This is a genomic window from Candidatus Eisenbacteria bacterium, from assembly GCA_020847735.1.
Taxonomy (GTDB): domain Bacteria; phylum Eisenbacteria; class RBG-16-71-46; order RBG-16-71-46; family RBG-16-71-46; genus CAIXRL01.
In genome coordinates, this window is record JADLBL010000007.1 from 40,804 (window position 1) to 64,033 (window position 23,230).

Sequence of the window (23,230 nt, forward strand, 5' to 3'; positions counted from 1 at the left end):
CGTCAGATCTCCAGCAGACCGGGCGGCAGCTCGACCGTGATGACGCCGGCGTCGAGATCCACCCGCTTGAGGAACGGTTCGTAGGCCGGCAGCAACCGCTCGCGGCCCCCGTGCTCGACGACGTAGAGAGGCTGGGCCCCCGCGAACGACAGGTCCCGCACCACGCCGAGTTCGGCGCCGTCCGTCCCCACCACGCGCAGGCCGACGAGCTGGAACGTGTACGCCACGCCCGGGCCGGGATCGGGCAGCCGGTCCGCGTCGCCCCACAGCTCGCCGTTGGTCAGCCCGGCCGCCGATTCGCGATCGCCGACGCCCCGGAAGGTCGCGAGCAGCCGGTCGTGCGTCGGGCGCATGGCCTCGAGATCCAGGCGCCGCGCCTGCCCGCCGCGGCCGCGCCACTCGAGCCGGCCCACCGCCAGCCATGCCTCGGGCCCGAGCGACGTGCGATCCACGTACACCTCACCCGCCACGCCGTGCGTCCGACCGACGCGGCCGAGGAAGACCAGCCTAGTCGGCAATCTCGAGCGTCATGCGGCGGTCGATGCGTCCCGCCGCCGCGCCGAGCGCCAGGCGCAGCGAGCGCGCGGTGCGCCCCTGCTTGCCGATCACGTGCCCGAGATCGTCCGGGTTCACGTGCAGCTCGAGCACGCCGTCGTCGCCCGCCGAGAGGATCTCGACGACCACGTCGCCCGGATGATCCACCAGACCCTTCGCCATGAAGCCGACGAGGTCGCGAAGCTGGAAGTCGAGGTCGTCCGGCTCCTGCTGGATGCGCTGCCGCGCCGGGCGCGGGGCGCCGATCACCTCGCCGGCGGGGACGGCCGGGCGATCGGCACGGACGATAGTCGCAGCCCGCTCCAGAAGAGCAGGATCGTCAACGGGACCGACAGGAGGAGCGTTGGGATCGGCCGATTGAGGCGCAGCGTAGCGATTCCGGCGGCGCATAGGACGGCCCCACTGAGCCAGATCATCAGGACGGTTCGAATCGGACATTTGAGGACACTCGCGAGTCGGTGGTTGCTGTGGTCCTTGCCGCCCTGCTGCACCGGGCGGCCGTCACGCACACGGGTGACGACCACGAAGACGAGATCGAACGCCGGGTACGCCAGCATGATCGCCGGGCCGGCCTGGCCCCAGCCCGCGGGCGCGGACTTCATCGCCAGCAGGGCCGAAGCGCCGAGACTATAACCCAAGAGCAGGCTTCCCGCGTCGCCCAGGAACAGCCGCGCCCTCGGGAAGTTGTGCGGCAGGAACCCCAGGCAGGCCCCCGCCAGCGCCAGCTGGGCCGCCGCGACGCCGTTCGCCCCCCGCTCGAAGCTGGTCCAGGCGAAGCCCAGCAGCGCGATCGCCGCGAGGCCGCCCACCATGCCGTTCATGTTGTCGAGGAAGTTCACGGCGTTCATGAGCGCCACCAGCGCCACCAGCGCGAGGATGCCCTCGACGCCCGCCGGCAGGCCCAGTTCCGGCACCGCGCCGCCCGCGATGATCATGGTCGCGGCCGCGGCCTGCCCCAGCATCTTGATCTGCGGCGACATGCCGAAGCGGTCGTCCCACAGGCCCAGCCCGAGCGCGATGCCCGCGCCGAACAGCAGGTAGTAGGCCTCCCAGTCCGACGGTGTGTGCGGCATGACCGCCATCGCCGCGCCCCAAACGGCCAGCGCCACCGCGAACACCCCCGCGCCGCCGAGCAGCGCGGTCGCCGAGGTGTGCAGCTTGCGCGCCTCGGGGTGGTCGAGATAGCCGGTCGCCCACGCGAGGCGGACGACGAGCGGCATCGCCGCGAAGGACACCAGCAGGGCGATCGGGAACGCGCCCAGCGGGAAGACGGCCACGGGTCGGACGGCGTCAGGCCGTCGCGACGCCCACCGGGCAGGGAATCCGCATCTGCTCGCAGTGGTCGCGGATGGTCGTCTCGAGCAGCATGTCGAGCGAGTACTGCGGACGGTAGCCGGTGAAACGCCGGATCTTCCGCAGGTCCGGCACCCGCCGGCGCATGTCCTCGTACGATTGCCCGTACACGCGGTCGTAAGGCATCAGCTCGATGTCCGAATCACTCCGGCACAGGCGCTTGATGCGCTGGGCCAGCTCGAAGACCGTGATTTCCTCGTCCGAGCCGATGTTGAACACCTCGCCGTCCGCCTCGGGCGTTTCCGCGAGCAGCAGCATGCCGCGCACCACGTCGTGCACCGCCGAGAAGCAGCGCGACTGCTGGCCGTCGCCGAAGACCAGGATCGGCTGGCCCGTGAGCGCCCGCTGCACCATGGACGGGATCACCATGCCGTAGGCCGCCGACTGCCGCGGACCGCAGGTGTTGAAACAGCGCACGATCACCACCGGCAGCGAGTGCTGCTGGTAGTAGGCCTGCGCGAGGCTCTCGTCCACCGTCTTGCCCGCCGCGTAGGACCAGCGGAGCTTGTGCGTCGGGCCCATCAGCCGGTCGTCGTCCTCCGAGAACGGCACCGTGGCGCCCTTGCCGTAAACCTCGCTGCTCGAGGCGATGAGCACCTTGCGCCGGTGTTCGGCACAGGCTTCCAGCACCACCTCGGTGCCGCGGATGTTCGTGATCAGCGACTTGAGCGGGTTCTCGAGCACGTACTTGACGCCGACCGCGGCCGCGAGGTGATGCACCTGCTCGCACTGGGCGACGAGCCCGTGGACGAGCGGGGAGTCCATGACGTCGCCTTCGAGGAAGCGGAAGCGCGGGTTGTGCCGGAAGGACTCGAGGTTTTCGATTCGGCCGGTCGAAAGGTCGTCCAGGGCCCAGACTTCGTGTCCGCGTCCCAGCAACTCTTCCGAAAGATGCGAACCGATGAAGCCGGCACCTCCTGTGACCAGGATCTTCATGTTCGTCCCTTCATGTCGGTGCAACGGCGCGCAGGCCAGCCGGACGCACCGGACAGGGCCGGGCACGCGGGGGGCAGCGTGGGCCGCGTTGCATTCAATCGCGACGCAGGGTACGGAAGCCCGGCGGGCGAAGTCAATGGGCCGTGCGGCGGTAAGCGCGCTCCCGGCAAGGGCGGCCCTCCTTGCGGAAATCGCATGCGAGCTCCGGACGGACCGGCCTTGTGCCCGGGAGGATCAGGGACCGTCGCGGGTGACGGACCCGGCCGCGGCCAGCGTCTCGCGGTAGACGCGTGCCATCCCCCGCGCCAGGGCTTCCGGCGAGAAGCGCTCACGCGCCCGCCTCGCCCCGGCGGCGCCGCGCTCGCGCGCCAGCGCCCGCTCCGCGTTCCACTCGAGCAGTTCGCGCGCGACTCGGTGCGCGAGTGTGGCCTCTGGCTCGAAGGGAACGAGCTGCCCGGTCCGGCCGTCCTCCACCACCTCGGGCAGACTGCCCACCGCCGTCGCGAGCACGGGCAACCCGACGAGCATCGCCTCGAGCACCGCGATGCCGAACGTTTCAGCGCGGGTCGTGGTGACGAACACATCCGCATCGGCCAGATGTCCCGCGACGTCGGCGTCCGGCCCGTGCCAGCGCAGACGGTCGGCGATCCCCAGGCGGGAGGCGAGCGACCGGAGGCCGGCTTCACCGGGTCCGTGTCCGACGATCGCGAGCTCGAAGTCGAGGCCCCCCTGCAGGGCGAGCGCGAGGGACTCGAACAGCACCTCCTGACCTTTTCCGGGTCCGAACCGGCCCACGGTGACGAGGCGCATCGCGCCTCCACGGACGAATGGGGCGGCCATCCTGGCGGGGCCACCGTCCAGCGCCAGCGGGGTCGCCGCATGAACCACCGCGATGCGCGGTGCGAGCGACGGATCGAAGGCGACGAGGCCGCCCCGGGCGGCGTCGGAGACGGTCGTCAGCACCCGGGCGCGGCGCATGTCGCGCGATTCGAGCCACACCCATGCCGAGCGCCGCGGTCCCCGCGGCAGGCTCTGCCAGCGAAGCTCGTGGACGGTCAGCACGAAGGGCAGGCCCGCCCTGCGCGCGGCACGCTCGGCCCAGAACGCGGCGCGCGGGCCGTGCGCGTGAACCAGATCGAACCGCCCCCGCCACGCCGCGGCAAGGCGCGAAGCCGCGCGCAGGTCGAGCTTTCGAACCGGAGCGCCGTGCTCGACCGGGACGCCCCGGGCCCGCAGCTTCGTCGTCAGGTTCCCCTCGCCGGGCACGAACAACGTCGCGGCCACCCCCTCGTGCCGCAGCGAGGGCAGCAGCGTCAGCAGGAAGGACTCGACCCCGGAGCGACCGACGGTCGCCACCACATGGGCGACCCGGATGGGTGCGCTCACAATTCGCTTCCCGCCGAGCGGCCCGCCGGCGCCCCGCTCACGCGGGTTCCCGGGGACGAAGCGAGAGCTGCCCGGCACGAACCAGCAGCAGGCACCACAGGGCGAGCTGCGAGATCCCGGCGAGGCCGACCCAGTTGTCGCCCGTCAGGTTCGAGATGGCCAGGGCGATGAAGTAGGGCTTGTGCAGGCGGGCGAGCGCCGCGGCGAAGGAGTCGGGCGGGGCATGCCGGGCCACCACGTCGGAAAGGTTCAGCGTCCGCCAGAACAGGCGCGCGAACACGACGATGCCGATGATCCCCATGCCCGTGGCGACCTCGAGGTACATGTTCTCGCAGGTACCGAGCATGATGCCGAGCTCGTTGAAGCGGTCGCTGAAATGCCGGAAGCCGAGGTAGCCCACCCCGGTGATCGGGTGGGAAAGGAACATGCGCCCGGCGCTGAACCAGCCATAGACCCGCACCAGCGACGTGTAGACCTCGAAGGATCCACGGTCGGCCGACACCGTGCGGGCCATTCGCTCCCACCAGATGGTCGCCACGAACGGCGCCACGATCAGGATCCCGACGGCCGCCGTCACGAGGAACCGGCGCGGCATCCGTCTCCAGGTGAGCAGGGTGAACATGAACCAGGCGAGCAGCCCGCTGCGTGACTGGGTGAGGAACATGAAGACCAGCGTCAGCGCCATCATGATCCAGCCCCAGGCGGTCGCCCGGCGGCTCTGCCAGGCGAGGAGCACGACCCAGACGAGCAGCAGGCCGATGCCGGCCTCGTTCGGGTCGCCGATGGACCAGCCCGGCTCGTTGACGAACCAGGTCATGCCCGCGCGCCGGAGCGTGTTGTCCGCGGTGATCGGCGCCATGGTGAAACCCGCCAGGTTCACCGCGGCCAGCAGCAGCATCCCGACGACGAGGGCCCCGATCACGCGGCCGAGATCGCGTTCGTTGTGAATCGTCGCGAGCCCGATCCCGAAGACCAGCATGCCTTCCACGACCCGCCCGAGCTTGAGGGCCGAATCGAACGCTCCGGCGGCCTCCCCCATCCACACCGTGACCAGCAGCGAGGCGGCGGCCGCGCCGACGTAGAGCCATGCCGATCGCGTGAACCGGCGAACGGTTCCCGCCAGCTCGGCGGAGCGTGCGTCGAGCTGCGCGATCGGAAGCGACCGCCGCCGCATCCATTCCCGGACGGTCGCCACGATCAATGGAAAGAGCAGCACGTCGAACGGCATGACGTTCCGCTCGCCGGAGCCGACCGACACGACCACGCTCACGACGCAGGACAGGGAGAGCACGAGGAATCCGGCGAACGGGGCGAGCACGGTCGCGATGAGCACCGCCACCCCCAGCGCCGCGCCGAACAGCAGGCGGTTCCCGGGCGAAGGATCACCGAGCCCGATCGCGTTGATCAGGGCGAAGCCGGCACCCAGCAGCCACAGCGGAACCGCGATCCGCGGGCCGGGCCGGTCCACGCGGACGTCGCTCACCGCCGGCCTCTCAGGCGGTCGTCGCCCGACGCCGTTCGATCCATACCCAGCCGAGCGCGAGCACGGACGACACGAGGGTCGCCACGGCGACGATCAGCGACCGTCTGGGGCGGGCCCGCATCTGGGCGGGCCGTGCCGGATCCAGCACCGTGATCGTGGGCGTGTCGCGGGCTTCCTGGACGCGCGCGTCCTCGTACTGCGCGGTGATGAGGGAGAACAGCCGCCGCTGGAGCTCCGCGTCGAGCGCCAGGCGGGCGCCCTCCTGCTTGAGCGCGGGCATCTTGGCCAGTTCCCGCTCGAACGCCCTCATTTCGGAGTCGATCTCCTGCAGGGCCGGACTGTCCTCACGGCTGAAGCTGGCGACGTAGGCGCGGCGGACCTGGAGGTTCAGGCGTTCGGCCATGATGCCGGCAAGACCGCTCACGCCCGCGGACTCGGTGGTGGTCACGACCTTGTGCGTGCGCTCGTACGCCGTGAGCGAGGCCTCGGCTTCGTTCATGCGCCGCGAGACATCCGCGAGACGCTCTTCCAGGAACAGGCGCACGCGTTTGGCGCGCGTGCTGTACGTCTCGCGATTGAACCGGTCGAGCCCGGCCACGAGGTGGTTCGCCATGTCCGCCGCACGGGTGGCCTGGCGATCCTCGACGCCGACGTGCACGACGCCCGCCTTGTCCACTTCGACGCGCACGTGCTGGCCAAGCTTGCGAAGGGCGACGTCCATGTTCTTCGCCCCGTAGACGCTCTGCAGGTCGAACGTCCTGACGAGGTCTTCGCGAAGCCGCCGGCTGCGCAGGATCTCGGCGGCGAGATCGCTGGGACTCTGCGTGCTCAGGAGCCCGATCTTGCTGAGTGCGGCGTTCTGGACGAGGCTGGCCATGGTCCCGAAACTGTCGGCGCCTTCCATGGGTGGCAGCACGCTGGAGTCGCTCTGGTACCACTGGGGCAGCAGCAGGGCGACGGCCGCGGCGACCACCGTGACTCCGGCGACGAAATACACGACGCCCCGCAGGTGAGCGCGCACCGCGGTGAAGTAGCTTCGCAGTTCGGGGCTGAGCAGTTCGTTGAGCGTCTGCCGCATCCTGAGGCTCGTGGAGGGTCGTGGTGCGTGCGGCACCGTCGGCATCAGGGCCATGAGGCGGCCGCCCGAGCCGGCGGACAGTACGGGCCGCTCGAATCCGGCGTCAAGAACCGGCGCGTCCCGCGTTGCCGGAACCAGGGTCGCGCCCCGGGGGTCGCGGCCCCAACGAAGTGCGTCAGGCGCGTTCGGTCGCGCCGGCGGCCCGGCCGGGCGGCGACGTCACCAGTCCCGAGTCGCGCCGAAAGCGCTCGAGCATCTCGAGCGTCACCTTCTCGCAGCCCGGCACGTCGCGCACCGCCGACCGCATCGCCGCACGCAGGGTCGTGAACGGCATGCCTTTCAGGAAGCGGCCGCGCTGGAGCGCGTGACGCAACGGCAGGAGGAATTCGAGATAGGCGCGAAACACCGCCCACCACAGCGCGAACGCCGGCGCCGAGAGATTGCGGCGACGATAGAGCACCTTCGAGAGCGTGCCGTTGTAGACGTAGGTCGGATCCGTCCACTCGTGCGAATCGCTCGCTTCGTGCAGCACGCGGAACGAAGGCTCGTAGCGCAGCACGAAGCCGGCCCTGATGGCGCGCGTGGAGTACTCCCACTCCTCCTTGCCGAAGAAGTACGCCTCGGGCAGCTCGCCGAGCCGCTCGAGCACCCGGCGCCGGATCAGCATGAGCGCACCGGAGATGAACGTCCGGTCGGCCGCGGTGTCGTATTGCCCGCGATCGGTCTCGCCGTGGCCGACGTGGTGCTCGTCTCCCCAGCGTCCGATCCAGCCGCCGGTGCTCCAGATCCGGGTCGTGTCGGGGAAGAACAGGATCTTGCCGCCGACGATTCCGACACGCGGGTCGGCCTCCGCCGCGGCCACTCCGTGCTCGAGAAAGTCGGGGCGATCCACCACGCAGTCGTTGTTGAGCAGGAGCACGTACCCGCAGCCGTCGGCGAGCGCGCGACGGACACCGACGTTGCAGCCCGCCGCGAAGCCGAGGTTCGCGTCGTTCCACAGGAACTCGATCCCACGGTTCGCGAACTCGGCGGTCAGGCGTTCCATCGAGCCGTCCGCGGAGGCGTTGTCCACCAGGTAGGTCCGCGCCGCCGGGTAGGTGATCCGCGCGAGGGACTCGAGACACCGGCTCGATGCCGGGTAGTTCCTCCAGTTCAGGAGGACGATGCCCACAACCGGGGTTGAACTCGTGTCGCTCATCGAGGGGCTCCGTCGCGGGGAACTTCGGGTCGCGGAGTGTGCCGGAGGACTCCGGAAAGGGTCAACGGCCGCGACACGGGAGGCGCCGGGCGCTCAGCGCCGTACCGCGCGCAGCACCGAGTCGTAGGCCGCGGGCACGTCCTGGGGCCGGCCCTGCACGGTCCACCAGCGCGGCTTTTCTCCGTAGATCCACACGTATTCGTCCGCGTTGTCCAATGCCGCCTGCACGGCGCGCCCGAAGGACTCGGGTGTGAAGTAGTTCCGCGACACCTCCGCGGGTTGCCAGGGCGTACGCGGCGAGTCGAAGTCCAGCCAGATGCCGAACCCCACGGACATCCGCCGCCGGTAGCGTGCCGGGTCCGCGACCAGGCGGAGCACCCCCCGCCTCATGCTGTCCGCCTGGGCGGCGAAGCGGGCGGGATCGCGATACGAGTAGGAAAGCTCGTGGCCGTCCACGATCCGGGTGCTGTCGCGGGCGGCCTCCAGCATGCCGTCCAGGAACGGCGCGAGCAGGCCGTTGTGCGCCCCGGTCAGCGCGCCGCGCCCGCCGATCGTCTCGTGCAGCGGCAGCGAGTAGGCGAAGGTCATGAACACGGTGAGTCCGGGATATCCGCGTTCGAGCGCCCGCATGACCTCGGCGCCGCGCCGCCGCACCTGGGCCGCGAGCTGGTCCCAGTTCCTGCCGGTGGCGCGCCGCTGCACGGAGTAATCCCAGAGCTGCCCCTGGTACTGCTCCGGATCGAGCAGCACTCCCGGCGCTCCGGCCTCGCGCGCGAGCGAGGCCGCGAGCTCCAGGTTGGACAGGACCGCGGAATGATCCTCGAACCAGTCGAGGTTCCCGGGCGTGGTGTTCACACGCAGGAAGTTGTCGCGAAACCTGCCGAACCGCGTGGCGAGCAGGTCCCTGCGGGCCGAGTCGAGCTCGGCGCGGGTGAAGCGGCGCCGCCCCCACAGCTCCCACGTGAAGTCGCCGGTCCGCCCGCCGGGCTCGAAGTAGGGAACGTGGAAGACGCAACCGTCGAACGGGCTCGCCTGCAGTTCGGCGATGTGCGTTCGCATGAAGTGCGGGTCGGGTGAATCCCAGCCGAACTCGATCAGGCGCTTGCGCGGCGCCGGCTCCGGCCGGATCGCCATCGCCACCACGCCGGCGAAGAGCGCCAGCAGGAAGGTCAGCCGAATCACCCGGGCCACCGCTCCTCCGCCAGGCGCGTGTAGAGGGCCTCGAGCTGGCGGACCATGCGCGTCGCCGAAAACGGGTCCACGCGCGCACGGCCGGCAGCGCCCATGCGCGCTGCCGTCCCGCCGTCGTTCGCGAGTTCGGTCATGCGCCGCGCCAGCCCCTCGACGTCGCCGACTTCGACCAGCCAGCCCGTCTCGCCCGGGATCACCGCGTCCGGCGCCCCGTCCACGCGCGTCGCCACGATCGGCAGCCCGGCCGCCATGGCCTGCGGAAACACCCGAGGCAGGCCCTCCCAGCGCGAGGCCAGCACGAACACGTCGAACGCCCGCAGCAACTCGGGAACGTCGCGCCGCAGCCCGGCGAGGTGCACCCGGCCGGCCAGTCCGGCGCGTTCGATCGCGGCGATCAGCGCATTCCGCTGGGGCCCGTCTCCCACGTACACGAGCTGCGCGCCGGGACAGGCTCCCGCCACCCGCTCGAATGCCCGCAGCAGGTCGAGAGGCGACTTCTGTTCGCCGAGGCGTCCGACGCTTCCGAACACGAACGCCTCCGCGGGCAGCCCGAGCCGTTCGCGCGCTCCGGCGCGATCCAGGGCCACGTCGCGATACGCTTCGATCTCGATTCCCGAACGGATCAGCTCGTACTGGTCGGGCCGGCCGATGCCGAGCGCGACACCGGCGGCCTGGTCGGGTGTGCCCACCACGACCAGCGCCGAGGCCAGCGGAGCGCACCAGCGCTCGAGCTGGACGTAGAGGGCGCGAACGTACCGGGGCTGGTGATCGTTGAAGCTCCAGCCGTGCACCGTGTGGACGACGATGGGCACGCCGGCCAGCCGCGCCGCCAGCCGCCCGAGGATGCCCGCCTTGGAGGAATGCGTGTGAACGACGTCGAAGCGCTCGCGCCGCAGCAGGCGATAGATCCGCCACAGGGCGCGAAGGTCGTGCCAGGGGCTCAGGCGGCGTACGAGGTGCGGCTCCACCCGGACCGTGACCCCGCGGGCCGCCGCTTCGCCGTGCAGCTCGCCCTCGACACCGGTCTCCGGGCCGGTGAGCAGCACGCTCGGAAAACGAACGGGGTCCACCAGCGCGCACGAGAGCATCGTGTTCTCCTGCGCACCGCCCACGATCATGCGGGTGATGACGTGCAGCACACGCACGGCCCGCGCCGGCTCGGAGCCGCGTCGCGCCGCGGCCGATCCGCCCGACCCGCTCACCGGCGCACCGGGACCGCCGGCGCCGTGCGTGCGGTCGCCTCGGGGCGGCCCGCGAGGGCCAGCTTCGCGGCGTCCGCGCCCGCCACCTCGCGCCACCAGAGCTCGAAGCAGAGCGCCGCCCACAGCGGTCCCGAGCGGTCGCGGCGCCGCCGGTGCTCGTCCTGCCAGCGGCGCAGGGTCGGCATGCGGAAGACACCGCTGCCCGGGGAGGCGAACACGTCGCCGGCGAGGGTCGCGAGCGGACCGCGCAGCCAGTCCTCGACGGGCACCGAGAACCCGTGCTTGGGGCGCGAGGCCAGGTGAGCCGGCAGGACGCGGCGCGCGAGGGCGCGCAGCACCGCCTTCCCGCCGGGATCACCGAAGCGGGCGTGCCGCGGAAGTCCGGAAGCGAAGCGCACCAGGTCCTCGTCCAGGAAGGGCACGCGACCCTCCACCGAGGCGCCCATGGTCATGCGATCTTCCTTGAGCAGCAGGTCGTCCGGCAGGTACCTGAGACGGTCCACGCACAACGCCTGCGCCTCTTGATCCTGGGGAAGCCCGCCAAGCTCGGCGGACAGCTCGGCTTCGAGCCGCGCCGCGACCGCGCCCGGCTCGAGTTCGGCCTGCAGCGCCTCGTGCAAGCGCTCGGGCGCGCACGGCTCGAAGGTCGAAAGGTACGCGCCGAAGAACGACTCCCGGCCGTGCGCCTCGAGAAGCTTGCGCACCAGGACGAGGCGTTCCGCGCCGGCGCTGCCCCGGTGCTGATCGCGGTCGCCCAGCAGGCGGGCTCCCGCACGAGCCAGCGCGCGCGGCACCGGCGCGAGGTGGCGCAGCCATTGAGGCAGGCGATGGCGGCGGTAGCCGCCGAACAACTCGTCGCCGCCCGTCCCCGAGAGCAGCACGGTCACGTGCTCGCTGGCCGCCCGGGCCACCAGGTGCGCCGGCACCGCGGCCGCGTCGGCGCACGGCTCGTCCAGCAGCGTCACCACCCGGGCCAGCGTTCGCGCGGGATCGAGCGCGACCACGCTCTCGTGGTGGCGCGTCCCGAGCACCCGGGCGACCTCGCGCGCGAAGCCACGCTCGTCGTGATGTCCTCCCGACTCGAAACCGATCGAGAAGGTCCGCGTTTCGCGGCGGATCTCCTCGGGAAGCGAAGCCACGACGAGACTCGAGTCGAGCCCGCCCGAGAGCAGGATGCCCACGGGGCGGTCGGACAGCAGCATCGCGCGGGTCGAGCGCGCCAGCCGCGCGCCCGTCTCGTCGGCCAGAGCGTCGAGCGGAGCGTGGGCCAGCTTCGGGTCGGTGGCGAGGTCGGGAAGCGGCCACCAGCGTTCGATCTGGATGCCGGAGGGCGTCAGTACCATCCGGCATCCGGGCCGGAGCTTTCGCACCGCACGCAGCACGGTCGCCTCGCCGGGGACGAAACCGCACGCCAGGTAGCGTTCCACGCCGTCCGGGTCGAGATCGCGCGGCACCTGCGGGTCGCAGAGCAGCGCCTTGATCTCCGACGCGTACAGGACCTTCTCGCCGACGCGCGCCCAGTACAGCGGCTTCACTCCGAGCGCGTCGCGCGCCAGCAGCAGGGTCTGGTCGAGTGTGTCGAAGATCGCGCAGGCGAACATGCCGCGCAGGTGCTCGACGGCGCGCGGCCCGTGATCGAGCCACAGGTGCGGCAGCACCTCGGTATCGGTGCGCGTCCGCAGCCGGTGACGACGCGCCAGGCTCTCGCGCAACTGCGGGAAGTTGTAGAGCTCGCCGTTCTGGCTCGCCCAGACCCGCTCGCCGACGTCGCTGATCGGCTGGTGACCGCCCTCCACGTCGAGGATCGAGAGTCGGCGAACTCCGAGCGTCGCCCGGCCGAGCGACTCGAGACCCGAATCGTCGGGGCCTCGGTACTCGATGGCGCGCAGCATGGCTTCGACCACCCGGCGGTCCTCCGCCCGGAGCGAGTCCGTCGCCGGCGCGCCGCCCAGCCGGTAGATGCCGGCGATGCCGCACATTTCAGTGCCGGAGTGCGGGCGGGAATCCCGCGTCGCTGCGCATCGGGGTGGTCATTCGCCCGACGCTAAGGCATCGGTGCACGACAGGCCAGCGGCGCGCGCAGGGCCGCCGCGAACCTCCCGTTCGCCTACGGCAGCACGACCAGCCGCGTGGTACCCAGCGTCCGGCCTTCGAGAGCGAGATGCACGAAGTAGAGCCCCGCGCGCACCGGCTGGCCGCGATCGTCTCGAAGGTTCCACTCCACGCGCCCCCGTCCCGCTTCGTGACGTCCGCCCGGCAGCGAGCGCACGCGACGCCCTCCGACGTCGTAGACCGTCACGGTCGCGGCGCCCGGCGACGGCAGCGAGAACGCCAGCAGCGTGCTCAGACGGGCCGGACTGGGATGGGGAGGCTCCAGCCAGCAGCCCGCGCGGGGCGTGCGCGAGGCGGCGGACCCCGGCGGAGGCCGGCGCGATGCCGGCGGAGCCGGCGAGGATTCGACGACCACCGTGTGGTCCGGCCGGATCACGTAGGTGCATGGAGGGGAACCGCCCGGCCGGATGCCGCCGAGCAGCGGATTCTCGGCGGGGCCCACGACCACCCTTTGCCCCGGTTGCCCGGGGAGGCTCGCTTCGAGATCGAAGGCTCCGGAACCGATCCCGCCGAACGTGATCGTGTACTCGTCCTGCCCCAGGTAACCCGATCCTCCGTCCACGATCCTGGTCTGCACGGGATGTCGGGGGTCGTCGAGCGAGCGCAGTCGCACGGTGGCGCCCTGCAGGGTCAGCCGGCCGAGACTGTCCTCGAGCCTCACCTTCACGAACGGGGTCGTGACCCGCGGCACGAGGTCGAGCCGGTTGCGCGCGAACCGCTTGCTGTAATCGCCCACCACGACATCCGGGTCGCCGTCGCCTTCGAAGTCGGCGAACGCGCTGAGCGTGCCGATCAGTCCGAGCGGGGCGAGGCTCGTGTCCGCGGCGAACGTGCCGTCGCCGTTGGCCAGCAGGAGCCGCTTTCCCCCGTCGGGCAGGAAGCACAGCAGGTCCTGGTCGCCGTCGAGGTCGAGGTCGCTCCAGCGGTCCCCCCACGACCAGCCGACCAGGCCCAGCCCGAGGACGGAGGAAGCGTCCACGAGAACTCCATCGGCGTTTCGGTACAGCGTGGGTCCCGTGCCGGTTCGAAGGTAGAGGTCGAGGTCCCCGTCGTCGTCGAAATCGACGAACTGCGCACCTTCGTCGAACCGCGCCGGCAGCCCGACCTGCGCCGCGATGTCGTGAAAGCGCGCGCCGCCGTCGTTGTGGAACAGGTGACCCGCGCAGTACAGGTCGAGCGCGCCGTCGCCGTCCCAGTCCGCCGCGCACGCTCCCTCGGGCCGGTCGTAGATGGTCAGGCCGGCGAGCCCGACACCCGCCGAGTCGGTGAAATCCACGAAGGTCCCGTCGCGCTGGTTGAGAAACAGGAAGCTGCGCGATGGCGGCACATGCGCGTAGAAGGGCAGGAACAGGTCCGGCCAGCCGTCGGCGTCGAAGTCCGCCCAGACGGGGGTTTCGCCATGCCCTGCGATGTTCATGCCCATGCCGGGCGCGACGTCCACGAAACCCGACGGGGTGTTCTGGAAGAGCTGGACGCCGCTGTTCGCGAGCGTGTCGCCCCCGTAGGGCATCAGCACCAGGTCCATGTCGCCGTCACGGTCGTAGTCACACCAGGCGCCGCCGTGATAGTTGCCGTCCCCGAGGAGCGCGCGGAAGCCCGGCATCTCCGCGAACGTCGAACCGGTGTTCAGGTACAGCGCGAGATCCGGCAGGCCGTCGCCGTCGGCGTAGCCCCAGCACGGAGGAAGGGTCCCGGGCATGTAATCGGGAATGCCGGTCGGCAGCGCTTCGAAGCGCGGACGTTCGTCGTTCAGGAGGGTGCCCACGGCCGGCACACCATCGCTCAAGGCGTTCTCGACCGAAGTGATCCGGACCTCGAAACTCTCGTTGCCCTCGAGCAGCGAATCGCCGAGGACCGTCACCTCGAACGTCGTGCCCGTCTGGCCGGCCGGGATGACGAGATCCCTCGATGCCGGCAGGTAGTCGTTGCCCGCCGAGGTCGCCGTCCCATCGAAGGTCTCGCAGCGGAACGTGACGGGCGCCGCGGGAGGCGACGAAAGCGAGCACGTGAAGGTCAGCGCGTGCTGGCCCGAGTCCGCCTCGAAGCAGACCGCGCCGGCCACGCTCAGCCGCGGGAGCGAGCCGGCGGGCTCTTCACCGGCATATCGCAGGGGTTGGGCGTCGGGCGGGGCGCCGCACGGCGCCAGCAGAACCAGCGCCGCCACCACCGCGAGCTTCCCTGCTCCTGTGCGCGACATCGCCGGCCCCGTGGGTGGAGGGGTGCCTTCCTGGGAACATCTTGGCCGCGCCGTTTTCGGGCGCACGCAGGGCACAGCCTAGCCCGCGCCGCTCATGGTCCACCAGCGAACTTCCCGGGCATCGGGCCCGCCGTCCGCGGAGGATCTCCGGGGGGGGTGCGGGCCCCGGGCCAATCACGACGACGCACGGTGCAGCAGGTCGGCGAGCTTCGGCGTCACCGCTTCGAGCGAGTAGCGCGCCACCACGTCCTCGCGCGCCGCCGCTCCGAGTCGGCGCCGTGCGCCGGAATCGGAAATCAGTTCGTCGAGCGCCGCGACGAAGTCGGCCGGCCCGTCCGCCAGCCGGCCCGTGATCCGGTCCCGGACCATTTCCGGGTGCACCCCCACGGACGAGGCGACCGCGGGCAGCCCGAGCGACATATAAAGGAGAAGCTTGAGACCGCATTTTCCACGGGCCCAGGGATCGTCGGGCAGGGGCGCGAGGCCGACGTCGCAGGCGGCGGTGACTTCGACCTCCTTCTCGAGGCTCCAGGCGTGCTCGATGACACGCACGCCTTCGCAGGTGAAATGCGCTCCCACGACATGCAGTTCGAGCTCCGGGTGACGGCGGAAGAGCCCGGGAAGCAGGGGCCGCAAGGGGTCGAGGTAGTGCACCGTCGAGTGGCTGCCGATCCAGACGAGCCGGAGCGGCCCGTCCCCCCTGGGACGCGACGCCCATCTCGAGGTGTCCACCGCGGTCGGGACGACCTCGACGCTTTCGGGAGCGCGCCCGGGCCGCTGCTCCCGCGCCCACCGCGCGAGCCAGGCGTTGCCCGCCGCGACGCCGCCTGCCGCCGCGGCCAGCCGCGCGTACTGGGTGGTCGGCTTGAGCCACGCGAATCGGCGGTTGGCCTCGCTGACATTGGGAAGCCACACCGCGTCGTCGAAGTCGAACACCCAGCGCGGCTGCCGGCTCGCGAGTCGCTCGACCGCCGCGTCGCCGGCGAATGGCCAGACGTCCCTGTGGACGAGCGCGAGGTCGAAGCGACCCGCGCGACCCAGCTCCGCCCAGCGACGGGCGCCGCCACGCGCGAGCTGCCAGGCCTTGGCCGCGATCGCCCCGGGGCGGTAAAGCGCGGCGAAGCCCGCCGAGTCGAAAAACGGCCGGACGTGCAGCCGGATGCCGTGCGCTTCGAGCGGGCCGGCCAGCTGATAGACGCGGTAGCGCGCCGACGCACCCTCGACCGGATAGGGGACGAGCGCGAGAACGGACAGGCTCACGCCGGAAACGCCGTCAGCGGCGGAGCGCCAGGATGATGGTCGCGACCTGCGCCAGCACCAGGATGATCGTCTGGGAGTTCTGCCACAGCGAACTCTCGCCGCGATCGGGCACGTAGATCAGGTCTCCCGGCGCCACGACTTGAGCGTCGCGCGCCAGGACCGTCTGGCCATTCGCCATGCTGGTGAGCCGCACGTGTCCGCGCGAGGCCATCTTCGAGAACCCGCCGGCCAGCGCGATGTACTCCGCGACCGTCCGCCCATCGGCGAAGGCGACGATCCCGGGACGCTTCACCTCGCCGTCCACGCGGACCGACGCCGACACGGCGTCCACCCGGATCACGTCGCCGCTTTGAAGGCGAATGTCGAGATCCTCCGACCGCTGCACCCGCGACCAGTCGACCCGCAGGTCCGGAGCGCGGGCCGCCAGGCGGGCCCGCAGCGTTTCGTACTCCGTCGTCGTCATTTCGCGGCGCGACAGGCTCCCGAGCCGGGCCAGCTCAGGGTCGGCGTCGCTCGCGATCCGGCTGCCGCGATAGACACGAATGGTGGACAGGTCCGCGCGATCCAGGAATCCCCCGGCGGTGCGCACGAGGTCCGTGATGCGCGTCACGCCCGGCCGGATCGGGTAGCTGCCGGGCCTGCTGATCTCGCCGTAGATTTCGACCTGATCGAGCTGGTGAAAGCGGGGCAGGAAATAGAAGTAGATGCGATCGCCGTTGCCGAGCGCGGGATTGAAGCCGCCCGAGGCCAGATCCGCGACCTCGAACGATGTGGACTCGGCGCGCTCGGGCGACGTGAACTGCACCAGCAGCGCCCGCTCCGCGACCGACGGCAGCAGGCCTCCCGCCAGGTCCACGATCGTCCGCAGGCTGTCCCCGGGACCGAGCTCGTAGGAACCCGGCCGTGGCACGGCGCCCTCGATCGTGACCTGCATGAGCCGCGGCGGCACGACGATCACGTCCCCGTCGCGCAACAACGGGTCCCCCGTACGCAACCCCAGCAGCCGGAAACGTTCCAGGTCCACCGGCACGACCTGTTCGTCGGCCCGACCAGCCGTCCTGCGTCTCAGGTAGATGTTTCTCTCGGAGGCCCCGGGCGTGAAGCCCGAATCGGGCAGCGCGTCGCTGGCGTGGGCCGTGGCCGGCACCGCCAGTGCTCCCGAGACACGCACTTCGCCGGCGAGATAGACCTTCATGACGCGCGTGCGGATGAGCCGCAGGTCCACCGAGACGCCACGCATCACCTGGGTCAGCCGCCGGGTCACCTCGCGTCTCGACTCTTCCAGGGTCCGCCCCGCGATCGCGATCGGACCCACGCCCGGAACATAGATCGCTCCTTCGGCGCCGACCTGCAGGGGGAGGTCCCGGGTCACCCGCCCCGAGAGGTTGAGCCGGAACACGTCGCCGGGCCCGACCACGTACTCGCGCGCGTCCACCGGGCCGCCGAGCGGCAGGGTTCCGACCTGCCAGGGCTCGGGCGCGGCGGCGGGAGCGGGTGCGTTCGCGGCGTCCGCGCCGAACGGAATCGACAGATCGCTCTGTGCGAAGGCGGAAACGGTCGCGAGCGGCAGGATCGCGAGCACGAAACCGGCCGCGGCACGCCGCCAGCGCGACCTCACGCACGCACCTCCTTCAGCACCTTCCGCTGCCCGTACATGCGTTCGTAGTACTCGCGGAACTCACCCGAGCGGATCGGCCGCCACCACGCCTCGTTCGCCTGGAACCATTCCACGGTCCGCCGGATGCCCTCCTCGAACGGGATCTTCGGGCGCCAGCCCGTGACGTTCGTGAGCTTGCTCGAGTCCACGGCGTAGCGCCGGTCGTGCCCCGGCCGGTCCTCGACGTGACGGACGAGCGTCTTCGGCTTGCCGAGCAGGCTCAGCAGCGTGTCGGTGATCGTCAGGACGTCGAGCTCGTGCTGCGCGCCGATGTTGAAGGTCTCGCCCTCGATGCCCGGGAAGGCGAGCAGTTCGAGCAGCGCGTCGCAGTGGTCGTCCACGTGCAGCCAGTCACGGCGGTTGAGGCCCGTGCCGTACACGGGCAGCGGCTGGTCGTCGATCGCGTTCGTCACGAACAGCGGCACGAGCTTCTCCGGGTACTGACGCGGCCCGTAGTTGTTCGAGCAGCGCGTGACCACGACCGGCAGCCCGTAGGTGGCCCAGTACGCGTAAGCCAGCCGGTCGCCGCCCGCCTTGCTCGCCGCGTAGGGCGAGCGCGGATTGAGCGGCCAGTCCTCGGTCGAGTGGCCCTCGAGCACCTCGCCGTAGACCTCGTCGGTGCTGACCTGCACGAAGCGCTTCACGCCGACGCGGCGCGCCTCCTCGGCGAGCACGAAGACGCCGTAGACGTCGGTCTGGATGAACTCCCCGGGGGTCTCGATCGAGCGGTCCACGTGCGACTCGGCCGCGAAGTTCACGACGTGGTCGCAGCCCCGCATCGCCGCCGCGACCGCCTGGGGGTCGCGGATGTCGCCGTGCACGAAGGTCAGCTGCCGGTCCGGCAGTCCGTGCAGGTTCTCCTTGCGGCCGGCGTAGGTGAGCGCATCGAGCACCACCACCTCGGCGGCGGGATGTCGCGACAGCAGGCGATGGACGAAGTTGGAGCCGATGAAGCCGGCGCCCCCGGTGACGAGGACCCGGCTTCGCTCCAGGGTCGCGGACTGCGCCACGCCGCTCCCCTACTTCCGCTTCCGCGCGCGGGACGGCCTGCGGCTTCCGCCGCCCGCGCGCCCCTTGCCCACGCCGACGTGCGTGAAGCCGGCGGCTTCGACTTCGGCGCGGTCGTAGATGTTGCGCAGGTCGCACAGGACCGGCTTCTTCATCACGCGCTTGAGGCGCGCGAGGTTCATGCCGCGAAACTCGTTCCACTCGGTGACGATCGCCAGCGCGTGCGCGCCGCGCGCGGCGTCGTAGGGGTCGGCGCCGAGCTCGACGTTGCGCATCTCGGGCAGGTCCTGGGCCTTGGTCATCGCGATCGGGTCGAACGCGACGACCTTCACGCCGCGGCGCTTGAGGCCGGCGATCACGTGCAGCGCCGGGGCGGCGCGCAGGTCGTCGGTGTTGGGCTTGAACGACAACCCGAGCACGGCGACCTTCTTGCCCCGCGGCGAGCCGATCACCTCGCAGATCTTCGCCACCATGCGGTCCATCTGGTGGTCGTTCGCCGCGATCGTCGCGTCAATGATGCGGCTCGCCACCTTCGCGTCCTTCGCGAACGCCGACAGGGCGTGAGTGTCCTTGGGGAAGCAGCTGCCGCCGTAACCGGGCCCGGCGTGCAGGAACTTGCCGCCGATGCGCCGGTCCATGCCCATGCCCTTCGCGACCGTCTGCACGTCGGCGCCGAGCGCCTCGCACAGGTTCGCCATCTCGTTGATGAACGAGATCTTGGTCGCGAGGAAGCAGTTCGAGGCGTACTTGATGAGCTCGGCGGTCTCGAGCGTCGTCACGACCATCGGCGTCTCGATCAGGAAGAGCGGCGCGTGGATCTTGCGCAGGATTTCGGCCGCCTTCTTCGACTCGGCGCCGATGATGACGCGGTCCGGCCGCAGCGTGGTCTCGAGCGCCGACCCCTCGCGCAGGAACTCCGGGTTCGAGGCGACGTCGAACTCGGCGCCGCGCTTCGCCCACCTGCGCACCCAGGCCTGCAGGTCGCGGGACGTGCCGACCGGGGCCGTGCTCTTCTGGACGAGCAGCTTCCAGCCGTCAAGGTTCTGCGCGAACACCTTGGCGACCGCGTAAATGGCGCTCGTGTCGGCGCTGCCGTCGGCGCGCGGCGGCGTTCCGACGGTGATGAACACGACCTTCGATCCGCGGATCGCGCCGGCCAGGTCGCTCGTGAAGTGCAGCCGGCCCTCGTTGAAGTTGCGGGCGACGATCTCGGGCAGGCCCGGCTCGAAGAACGGCAGCTCGAGCGCCTTCATGCGCTCGATCTTGGCCGCGTCGTTGTCCACGCAGGTGACGTTGTTGCCGAAATCGGCGAGGCACGCGCCGGTCACCAGGCCGACGTAGCCGGTGCCGACGACGGTGATGTCGTACACGAGGGGTCCTTTCGCGGGGTGGACGGGCCCGCACCTCCGCCGAAGTCGCGGACCTTTGCGGACCTGCGGGGCACTGCGCAAAGTCGGCGGGCAGGTTAGGGGAGCCTGCGGGGAGGGTCAACCGGACGCGCGGGACACGGCGCACCGCGCCCGCGCCGGGACCCGACGCGCGGATCGCGGGTCCCGGGTCCGCGGGATTGCGCGGCGTCGCGCCCGCTGATTAGAGTCCCGGCGCGAATCCGGTTTCCCACCCCAGCCTCGCGAGGCGCCGCGTGAAGAAAGCCAGTGAAGTCACCGTCGAGTGGCTGCAGAGCCTCGAGTACCTGATCCAGCCGCCCGGCCGGGCCACGATCCAGGGCGTCATCGTCCGCGACCTGACCGTGCACCTCGACGGCCGCGGCGAAGTGACCGAACTGTGGAGCCGGCCGTGGACGAAGGACGGACTGGACGACGTCGCGCACATCTACCAGAGCGCGACCGACCACGGCGTCGTCAAGTGCTGGCACCTGCACGACGTGCACACGGACCACTTCACGGTCACGCGCGGCAAGCTGCAGGTGAGCCTCGTGGACACGCGCCCCGAATCGCCCACGTTCCGCCACGTGAACGCGCTGTTCCTCGGCGCCCTCAGGCCACGCCTGATCAAGATTCCCCCCCGCATCCTGCACGGCTGGAAGGCGCTCTCGGCGCCCGAGGTGCTGGTCGTCAACGCGCAGACCCACGTCTACGATCCGGCGGACGAGTTCAAGTTCCCGTGGGACTGCGTGCTCGCGGACGTCTGGGAACCGAAGAACGGCTGAGCGCGATGCGGGGCGTGACCATCCGACGGCTGCCGGTGCTCGAGAAGCCGCCCGCGCGGCCGATCCTCGACGGCGTGCGCATCGTCATGCCCGCGGGGGAAGCGGCGCCGGTCTGGAACGGCGGCCCGTGGCGCTTCATCGCCTACCTCGAGCTGCTGCCGGGGCCCGGTCTGTGGCGCGGCAACCACTGGCACGAGCGGAAGACGGAGTACTTCTACGTCATCTCGGGCCGGCTCCGCGGCGTGTTCGAGGATCTCGACTCGGGCGAACGGCTCGAAGCCGATCTCGACGCCGGCACGACGGTCGTGATCGAGCCGCGGGTCGCGCACGCGTTTCGCGGCCTCGAACGCTCGCAGGCCATCGAGTGCTCCCCGCTCGAGTTCGACGCGGGGGACGCGTTCCCGAAGCGGGTCGGGACCTGAGCCGCGGGCGGCGGCGCGCCGCCCGCGTCGCGAGTCACCGCGCGAGGCGCCCGCGCCAGTCCTCGAGCACGTCGCGCAGCGTTTCCTCGAGCGAACGCGTCACGCGCCAGCCACACTCGCGCGCGACGCGCGAGGGGTCGCCCACCAGGTAGGGCACGTCGGCGGGCCGCAGGCGTGCCGGGTCCTGCTCGTGACGGATCGGGACCCGGGCGAGCGTCAGCAACTTCGCCAGGACTTCGGTGAGCGCCGCGCCCTCGCCGCGGCACAGGTTGTAGGCGGCGCCGCCCGTCCCGCGCTCCAGCAGGGCGACGTAGCCGAGGACGATGTCGCGCACGTCCGAAAGGTCGCGCGTGACGTCGAGATTGCCGACCCGCAGAACGGGCTCCGCCCGGCCCGCCTCGATCTCGGCGATCTGCTTCGCCCATCCCGGCACGACGAAGCGATCGGTCTGACCCGGGCCCGTGTGCCCGAACGGCCGGGCGCGGACGACGTCGAGGCCGTGCTCCCGGGCGAAGGACTCGGCCATCTGGTCGGCCGTCGCCTTGGAGAGCGCGTAAGGGCTCACGGGACGGAACGGCGCGTCCTCGGCGAGCCGCGTTCCGGGCTCGCACGGACCGTACGACTCGCTCGTGCCGACGACGATCACGCGGGCCCGCGGCGCCTGCCGCCGGATCGCGTCGAGCAGGTTCCAGGTCCCCGCGACGTTCGCGCGCAGCGTCTCCTCGGGCGCCTCGAACGAGCGCGCGGCGCTGCTCTGGCCCGCAAGGTGGATGACGCCGGCGGGCGCGGTGTCGCGCAGGGTCTCGCGCAGGCCGTCCGCGTCACCGAGGTCCCGTTCGCGCCAGCTCGCGAGCGGAGTGCCCGCGGGCGGCGTGCCGAGGCCGCAACCATGGACCGTGGCGCCGCGTGCCACCAGCGCGCGCGCGAGGTGCGGACCGACGAAGCCCGCCGCGCCGGTGACGAGAACGCTCCGGCCGTTCAGCTCTCCAGGGCTCATCGGCGGAGTCGAACCGGGGATCGCGGGCGCATGAAGCGGCGAGAATCGGGCATTCGCCGCGGGCTGTCTAGAACGAGTTGACGCGGGCCCGAGGACTTCTCCATCCTGCCGGGTCCAGAAACGGGCCATGCAGATCCCCCGGTCCCTCCCCGACGGAGTCCTCGAAGCGCCATGTCCGACCTCGCCCTGCCGACCGCCCCCTCGACCGCCGCGGAGCTTTATCTCGACCTGCTCAAGCGGGTGCTCACGCGCGCGCTCTTCCCCGAGCACCTGCATCGCGTCGAGTACCCGCGCGGCGACGCGCGGCGGACGTTGTTCGCCCCGCTCCAGCGGATGCTCGCTTCCCGCGACATGGCGGTGGTCCGGCGCTCGGCCCAGGACTCGGCGCTGCGCGAGACCGGCCGGGACTGGCCCGCCGACGCCGAGTCCATGATCGGACTGCGCCGGATGGAGAACCTGCAGGCCTGCGTCACCGACGTCCTGAACCGGGGCGTTCCGGGCGACCTCATCGAGACCGGTGTCTGGCGGGGGGGCGCGGTCATCTTCATGCGCGCGATCCTGAAAGCCTATGGCGACGAGTCGCGGGCGGTCTGGGTGGCGGATTCCTTCGAAGGCCTGCCGAAGCCCGACGCGCGCTATGCGGCGGACGCGGGAGATCGCTTCCACGCCTTCGACACGCTGGCCGTCTCGCTCGAGCAGGTGCGTGAGAACTTCCGGCGTTACGGACTGCTCGATTCGCGCGTGAAGTTCCTGAAGGGCTGGTTCAAGGACACGCTTCCGGCCGCCCCGGTCGAGCGGCTGGCGGTCGCCCGGCTGGACGGCGACATGTACGAGTCCACGATGGACGCCCTGCGCGCGCTCTACCCGAAGCTCTCGGTCGGCGGCTACCTGATCGTGGACGATTTCGGCACCGTCCCGGGCTGCCGCAAGGCCGTCGAGGACTATCGCGCGGAGCACCGGATCAGCGAGCCGATCGCGGACATCGACGGTTGGGGCGCCTACTGGCGGCGCGAGCGCTGAGCCCC

At 71.1% G+C, this 23,230-nt stretch carries 20 protein-coding genes; 3 read left to right on the forward strand and 17 right to left on the reverse strand.

Translation table 11 applies throughout. From position 1 onward, the window contains the following. Nucleotides 1–2: 2 nt before the first annotated feature. The 16 genes from rimM to IT347_03565 all read right to left on the reverse strand — a co-directional run bounded on the left by rimM (nucleotide 3) and on the right by IT347_03565 (nucleotide 19,986). The gene (gene rimM, locus IT347_03490) at nucleotides 3–518 is read right to left on the reverse strand and encodes a 16S rRNA processing protein RimM (GenBank protein MCC6348639.1); all 516 of its coding nucleotides are present in this window, start codon (nucleotides 516–518) and stop codon (nucleotides 3–5) included. After that, nucleotides 508–717, reverse strand: coding sequence for a KH domain-containing protein (locus IT347_03495; GenBank protein ID MCC6348640.1), 210 nt, complete (start codon nucleotides 715–717; stop codon nucleotides 508–510). Before IT347_03495 ends, rimM begins: the two co-directional genes overlap by 11 nt. An 83-nt stretch (nucleotides 718–800) precedes the next feature. Then, nucleotides 801–1,832 carry an undecaprenyl/decaprenyl-phosphate alpha-N-acetylglucosaminyl 1-phosphate transferase gene (locus tag IT347_03500; GenBank protein MCC6348641.1) on the reverse strand — a complete coding sequence of 344 codons (1,032 nt, stop codon included), beginning with the start codon at nucleotides 1,830–1,832 and terminating at the stop codon, nucleotides 801–803. Nucleotides 1,833–1,845: 13 nt separating this feature from the next. Then, a complete protein-coding gene (locus IT347_03505) occupies nucleotides 1,846–2,844 on the reverse strand; it encodes a GDP-mannose 4,6-dehydratase (GenBank protein MCC6348642.1) in 999 nt (332 codons plus the stop codon). 234 nt (nucleotides 2,845–3,078) lie between these two features. After that, on the reverse strand, nucleotides 3,079–4,230 hold the full coding sequence (locus tag IT347_03510) for a glycosyltransferase family 4 protein (protein ID MCC6348643.1): 1,152 nt from the start codon (nucleotides 4,228–4,230) through the stop codon (nucleotides 3,079–3,081). A 37-nt stretch (nucleotides 4,231–4,267) separates the two neighbouring features. After that, complete coding sequence (locus IT347_03515; protein MCC6348644.1) at nucleotides 4,268–5,713, reverse strand: O-antigen ligase family protein; 1,446 nt, start codon at nucleotides 5,711–5,713, stop codon at nucleotides 4,268–4,270. 10 nt (nucleotides 5,714–5,723) lie between these two features. Next, nucleotides 5,724–6,791 (reverse strand): hypothetical protein, encoded by a 1,068-nt coding sequence (locus tag IT347_03520; GenBank protein MCC6348645.1) that lies wholly within the window; start codon nucleotides 6,789–6,791, stop codon nucleotides 5,724–5,726. A 175-nt stretch (nucleotides 6,792–6,966) separates the two neighbouring features. After that, on the reverse strand, nucleotides 6,967–7,989 hold the full coding sequence (locus tag IT347_03525) for a glycosyltransferase family 2 protein (GenBank protein ID MCC6348646.1): 1,023 nt from the start codon (nucleotides 7,987–7,989) through the stop codon (nucleotides 6,967–6,969). A gap of 93 nt (nucleotides 7,990–8,082) precedes the next feature. After that, complete coding sequence (locus tag IT347_03530) at nucleotides 8,083–9,171, reverse strand: hypothetical protein (protein ID MCC6348647.1); 1,089 nt, start codon at nucleotides 9,169–9,171, stop codon at nucleotides 8,083–8,085. Continuing rightward, nucleotides 9,168–10,325 carry a glycosyltransferase family 4 protein gene (locus tag IT347_03535; protein ID MCC6348648.1) on the reverse strand — a complete coding sequence of 386 codons (1,158 nt, stop codon included), beginning with the start codon at nucleotides 10,323–10,325 and terminating at the stop codon, nucleotides 9,168–9,170. The genes IT347_03530 and IT347_03535 overlap by 4 nt, the downstream gene beginning before the upstream one ends. A gap of 53 nt (nucleotides 10,326–10,378) precedes the next feature. After that, nucleotides 10,379–12,361 carry an asparagine synthase (glutamine-hydrolyzing) gene (gene asnB, locus IT347_03540; protein ID MCC6348649.1) on the reverse strand — a complete coding sequence of 661 codons (1,983 nt, stop codon included), beginning with the start codon at nucleotides 12,359–12,361 and terminating at the stop codon, nucleotides 10,379–10,381. 128 nt (nucleotides 12,362–12,489) lie between these two features. Beyond that, nucleotides 12,490–14,658, reverse strand: a complete 2,169-nt coding sequence (locus tag IT347_03545) for a VCBS repeat-containing protein (GenBank protein ID MCC6348650.1) — start codon at nucleotides 14,656–14,658, stop codon at nucleotides 12,490–12,492. Between the two features lie 207 nt (nucleotides 14,659–14,865). Then, nucleotides 14,866–15,951 carry a glycosyltransferase family 4 protein gene (locus IT347_03550; protein ID MCC6348651.1) on the reverse strand — a complete coding sequence of 362 codons (1,086 nt, stop codon included), beginning with the start codon at nucleotides 15,949–15,951 and terminating at the stop codon, nucleotides 14,866–14,868. A 13-nt stretch (nucleotides 15,952–15,964) separates the two neighbouring features. Further along, a complete protein-coding gene (locus tag IT347_03555) occupies nucleotides 15,965–17,569 on the reverse strand; it encodes an SLBB domain-containing protein (GenBank protein ID MCC6348652.1) in 1,605 nt (534 codons plus the stop codon). Continuing rightward, nucleotides 17,566–18,600, reverse strand: coding sequence for a dTDP-glucose 4,6-dehydratase (gene rfbB / locus IT347_03560; protein ID MCC6348653.1), 1,035 nt, complete (start codon nucleotides 18,598–18,600; stop codon nucleotides 17,566–17,568). Before rfbB ends, IT347_03555 begins: the two co-directional genes overlap by 4 nt. Before the next feature lie 27 nt (nucleotides 18,601–18,627). Further along, a complete protein-coding gene (locus tag IT347_03565) occupies nucleotides 18,628–19,986 on the reverse strand; it encodes a UDP-glucose/GDP-mannose dehydrogenase family protein (protein MCC6348654.1) in 1,359 nt (452 codons plus the stop codon). 272 nt (nucleotides 19,987–20,258) lie between these two features. Here IT347_03565 and IT347_03570 point away from each other — a divergent pair, with 272 nt between their 5' ends. Next, complete coding sequence (locus IT347_03570; GenBank protein ID MCC6348655.1) at nucleotides 20,259–20,786, forward strand: dTDP-4-dehydrorhamnose 3,5-epimerase family protein; 528 nt, start codon at nucleotides 20,259–20,261, stop codon at nucleotides 20,784–20,786. 14 nt (nucleotides 20,787–20,800) lie between these two features. Then, nucleotides 20,801–21,208, forward strand: coding sequence for a cupin domain-containing protein (locus tag IT347_03575; GenBank protein ID MCC6348656.1), 408 nt, complete (start codon nucleotides 20,801–20,803; stop codon nucleotides 21,206–21,208). Between the two features lie 34 nt (nucleotides 21,209–21,242). On the opposite strand, the gene IT347_03580 is transcribed toward IT347_03575, so the two are convergent. Next, on the reverse strand, nucleotides 21,243–22,205 hold the full coding sequence (locus IT347_03580) for a GDP-mannose 4,6-dehydratase (protein MCC6348657.1): 963 nt from the start codon (nucleotides 22,203–22,205) through the stop codon (nucleotides 21,243–21,245). A 171-nt stretch (nucleotides 22,206–22,376) separates the two neighbouring features. Between IT347_03580 and IT347_03585 the strand changes: the two genes are divergently transcribed. Then, nucleotides 22,377–23,225 (forward strand): class I SAM-dependent methyltransferase, encoded by an 849-nt coding sequence (locus tag IT347_03585; GenBank protein ID MCC6348658.1) that lies wholly within the window; start codon nucleotides 22,377–22,379, stop codon nucleotides 23,223–23,225. Nucleotides 23,226–23,230 lie beyond the last annotated feature (5 nt).

Excerpts from the sequence above, each read along its gene's own strand:
- IT347_03495 (MCC6348640.1), bottom strand. The coding sequence starts at position 717 with ATGGCGAAGGGTCTGGTGGATCATCCGGGCGACGTGGTCGTCGAGATC.
- IT347_03505 (MCC6348642.1), bottom strand. The coding sequence starts at position 2,844 with ATGAAGATCCTGGTCACAGGAGGTGCCGGCTTCATCGGTTCGCATCTT.
- IT347_03520 (MCC6348645.1), bottom strand. The coding sequence starts at position 6,791 with ATGCGGCAGACGCTCAACGAACTGCTCAGCCCCGAACTGCGAAGCTAC.
- IT347_03525 (MCC6348646.1), bottom strand. The coding sequence starts at position 7,989 with ATGAGCGACACGAGTTCAACCCCGGTTGTGGGCATCGTCCTCCTGAAC.
- asnB (MCC6348649.1), bottom strand. The coding sequence starts at position 12,361 with ATGTGCGGCATCGCCGGCATCTACCGGCTGGGCGGCGCGCCGGCGACG.
- IT347_03580 (MCC6348657.1), bottom strand. The coding sequence starts at position 22,205 with ATGAGCCCTGGAGAGCTGAACGGCCGGAGCGTTCTCGTCACCGGCGCG.
- IT347_03585 (MCC6348658.1), top strand. The coding sequence starts at position 22,377 with ATGTCCGACCTCGCCCTGCCGACCGCCCCCTCGACCGCCGCGGAGCTT.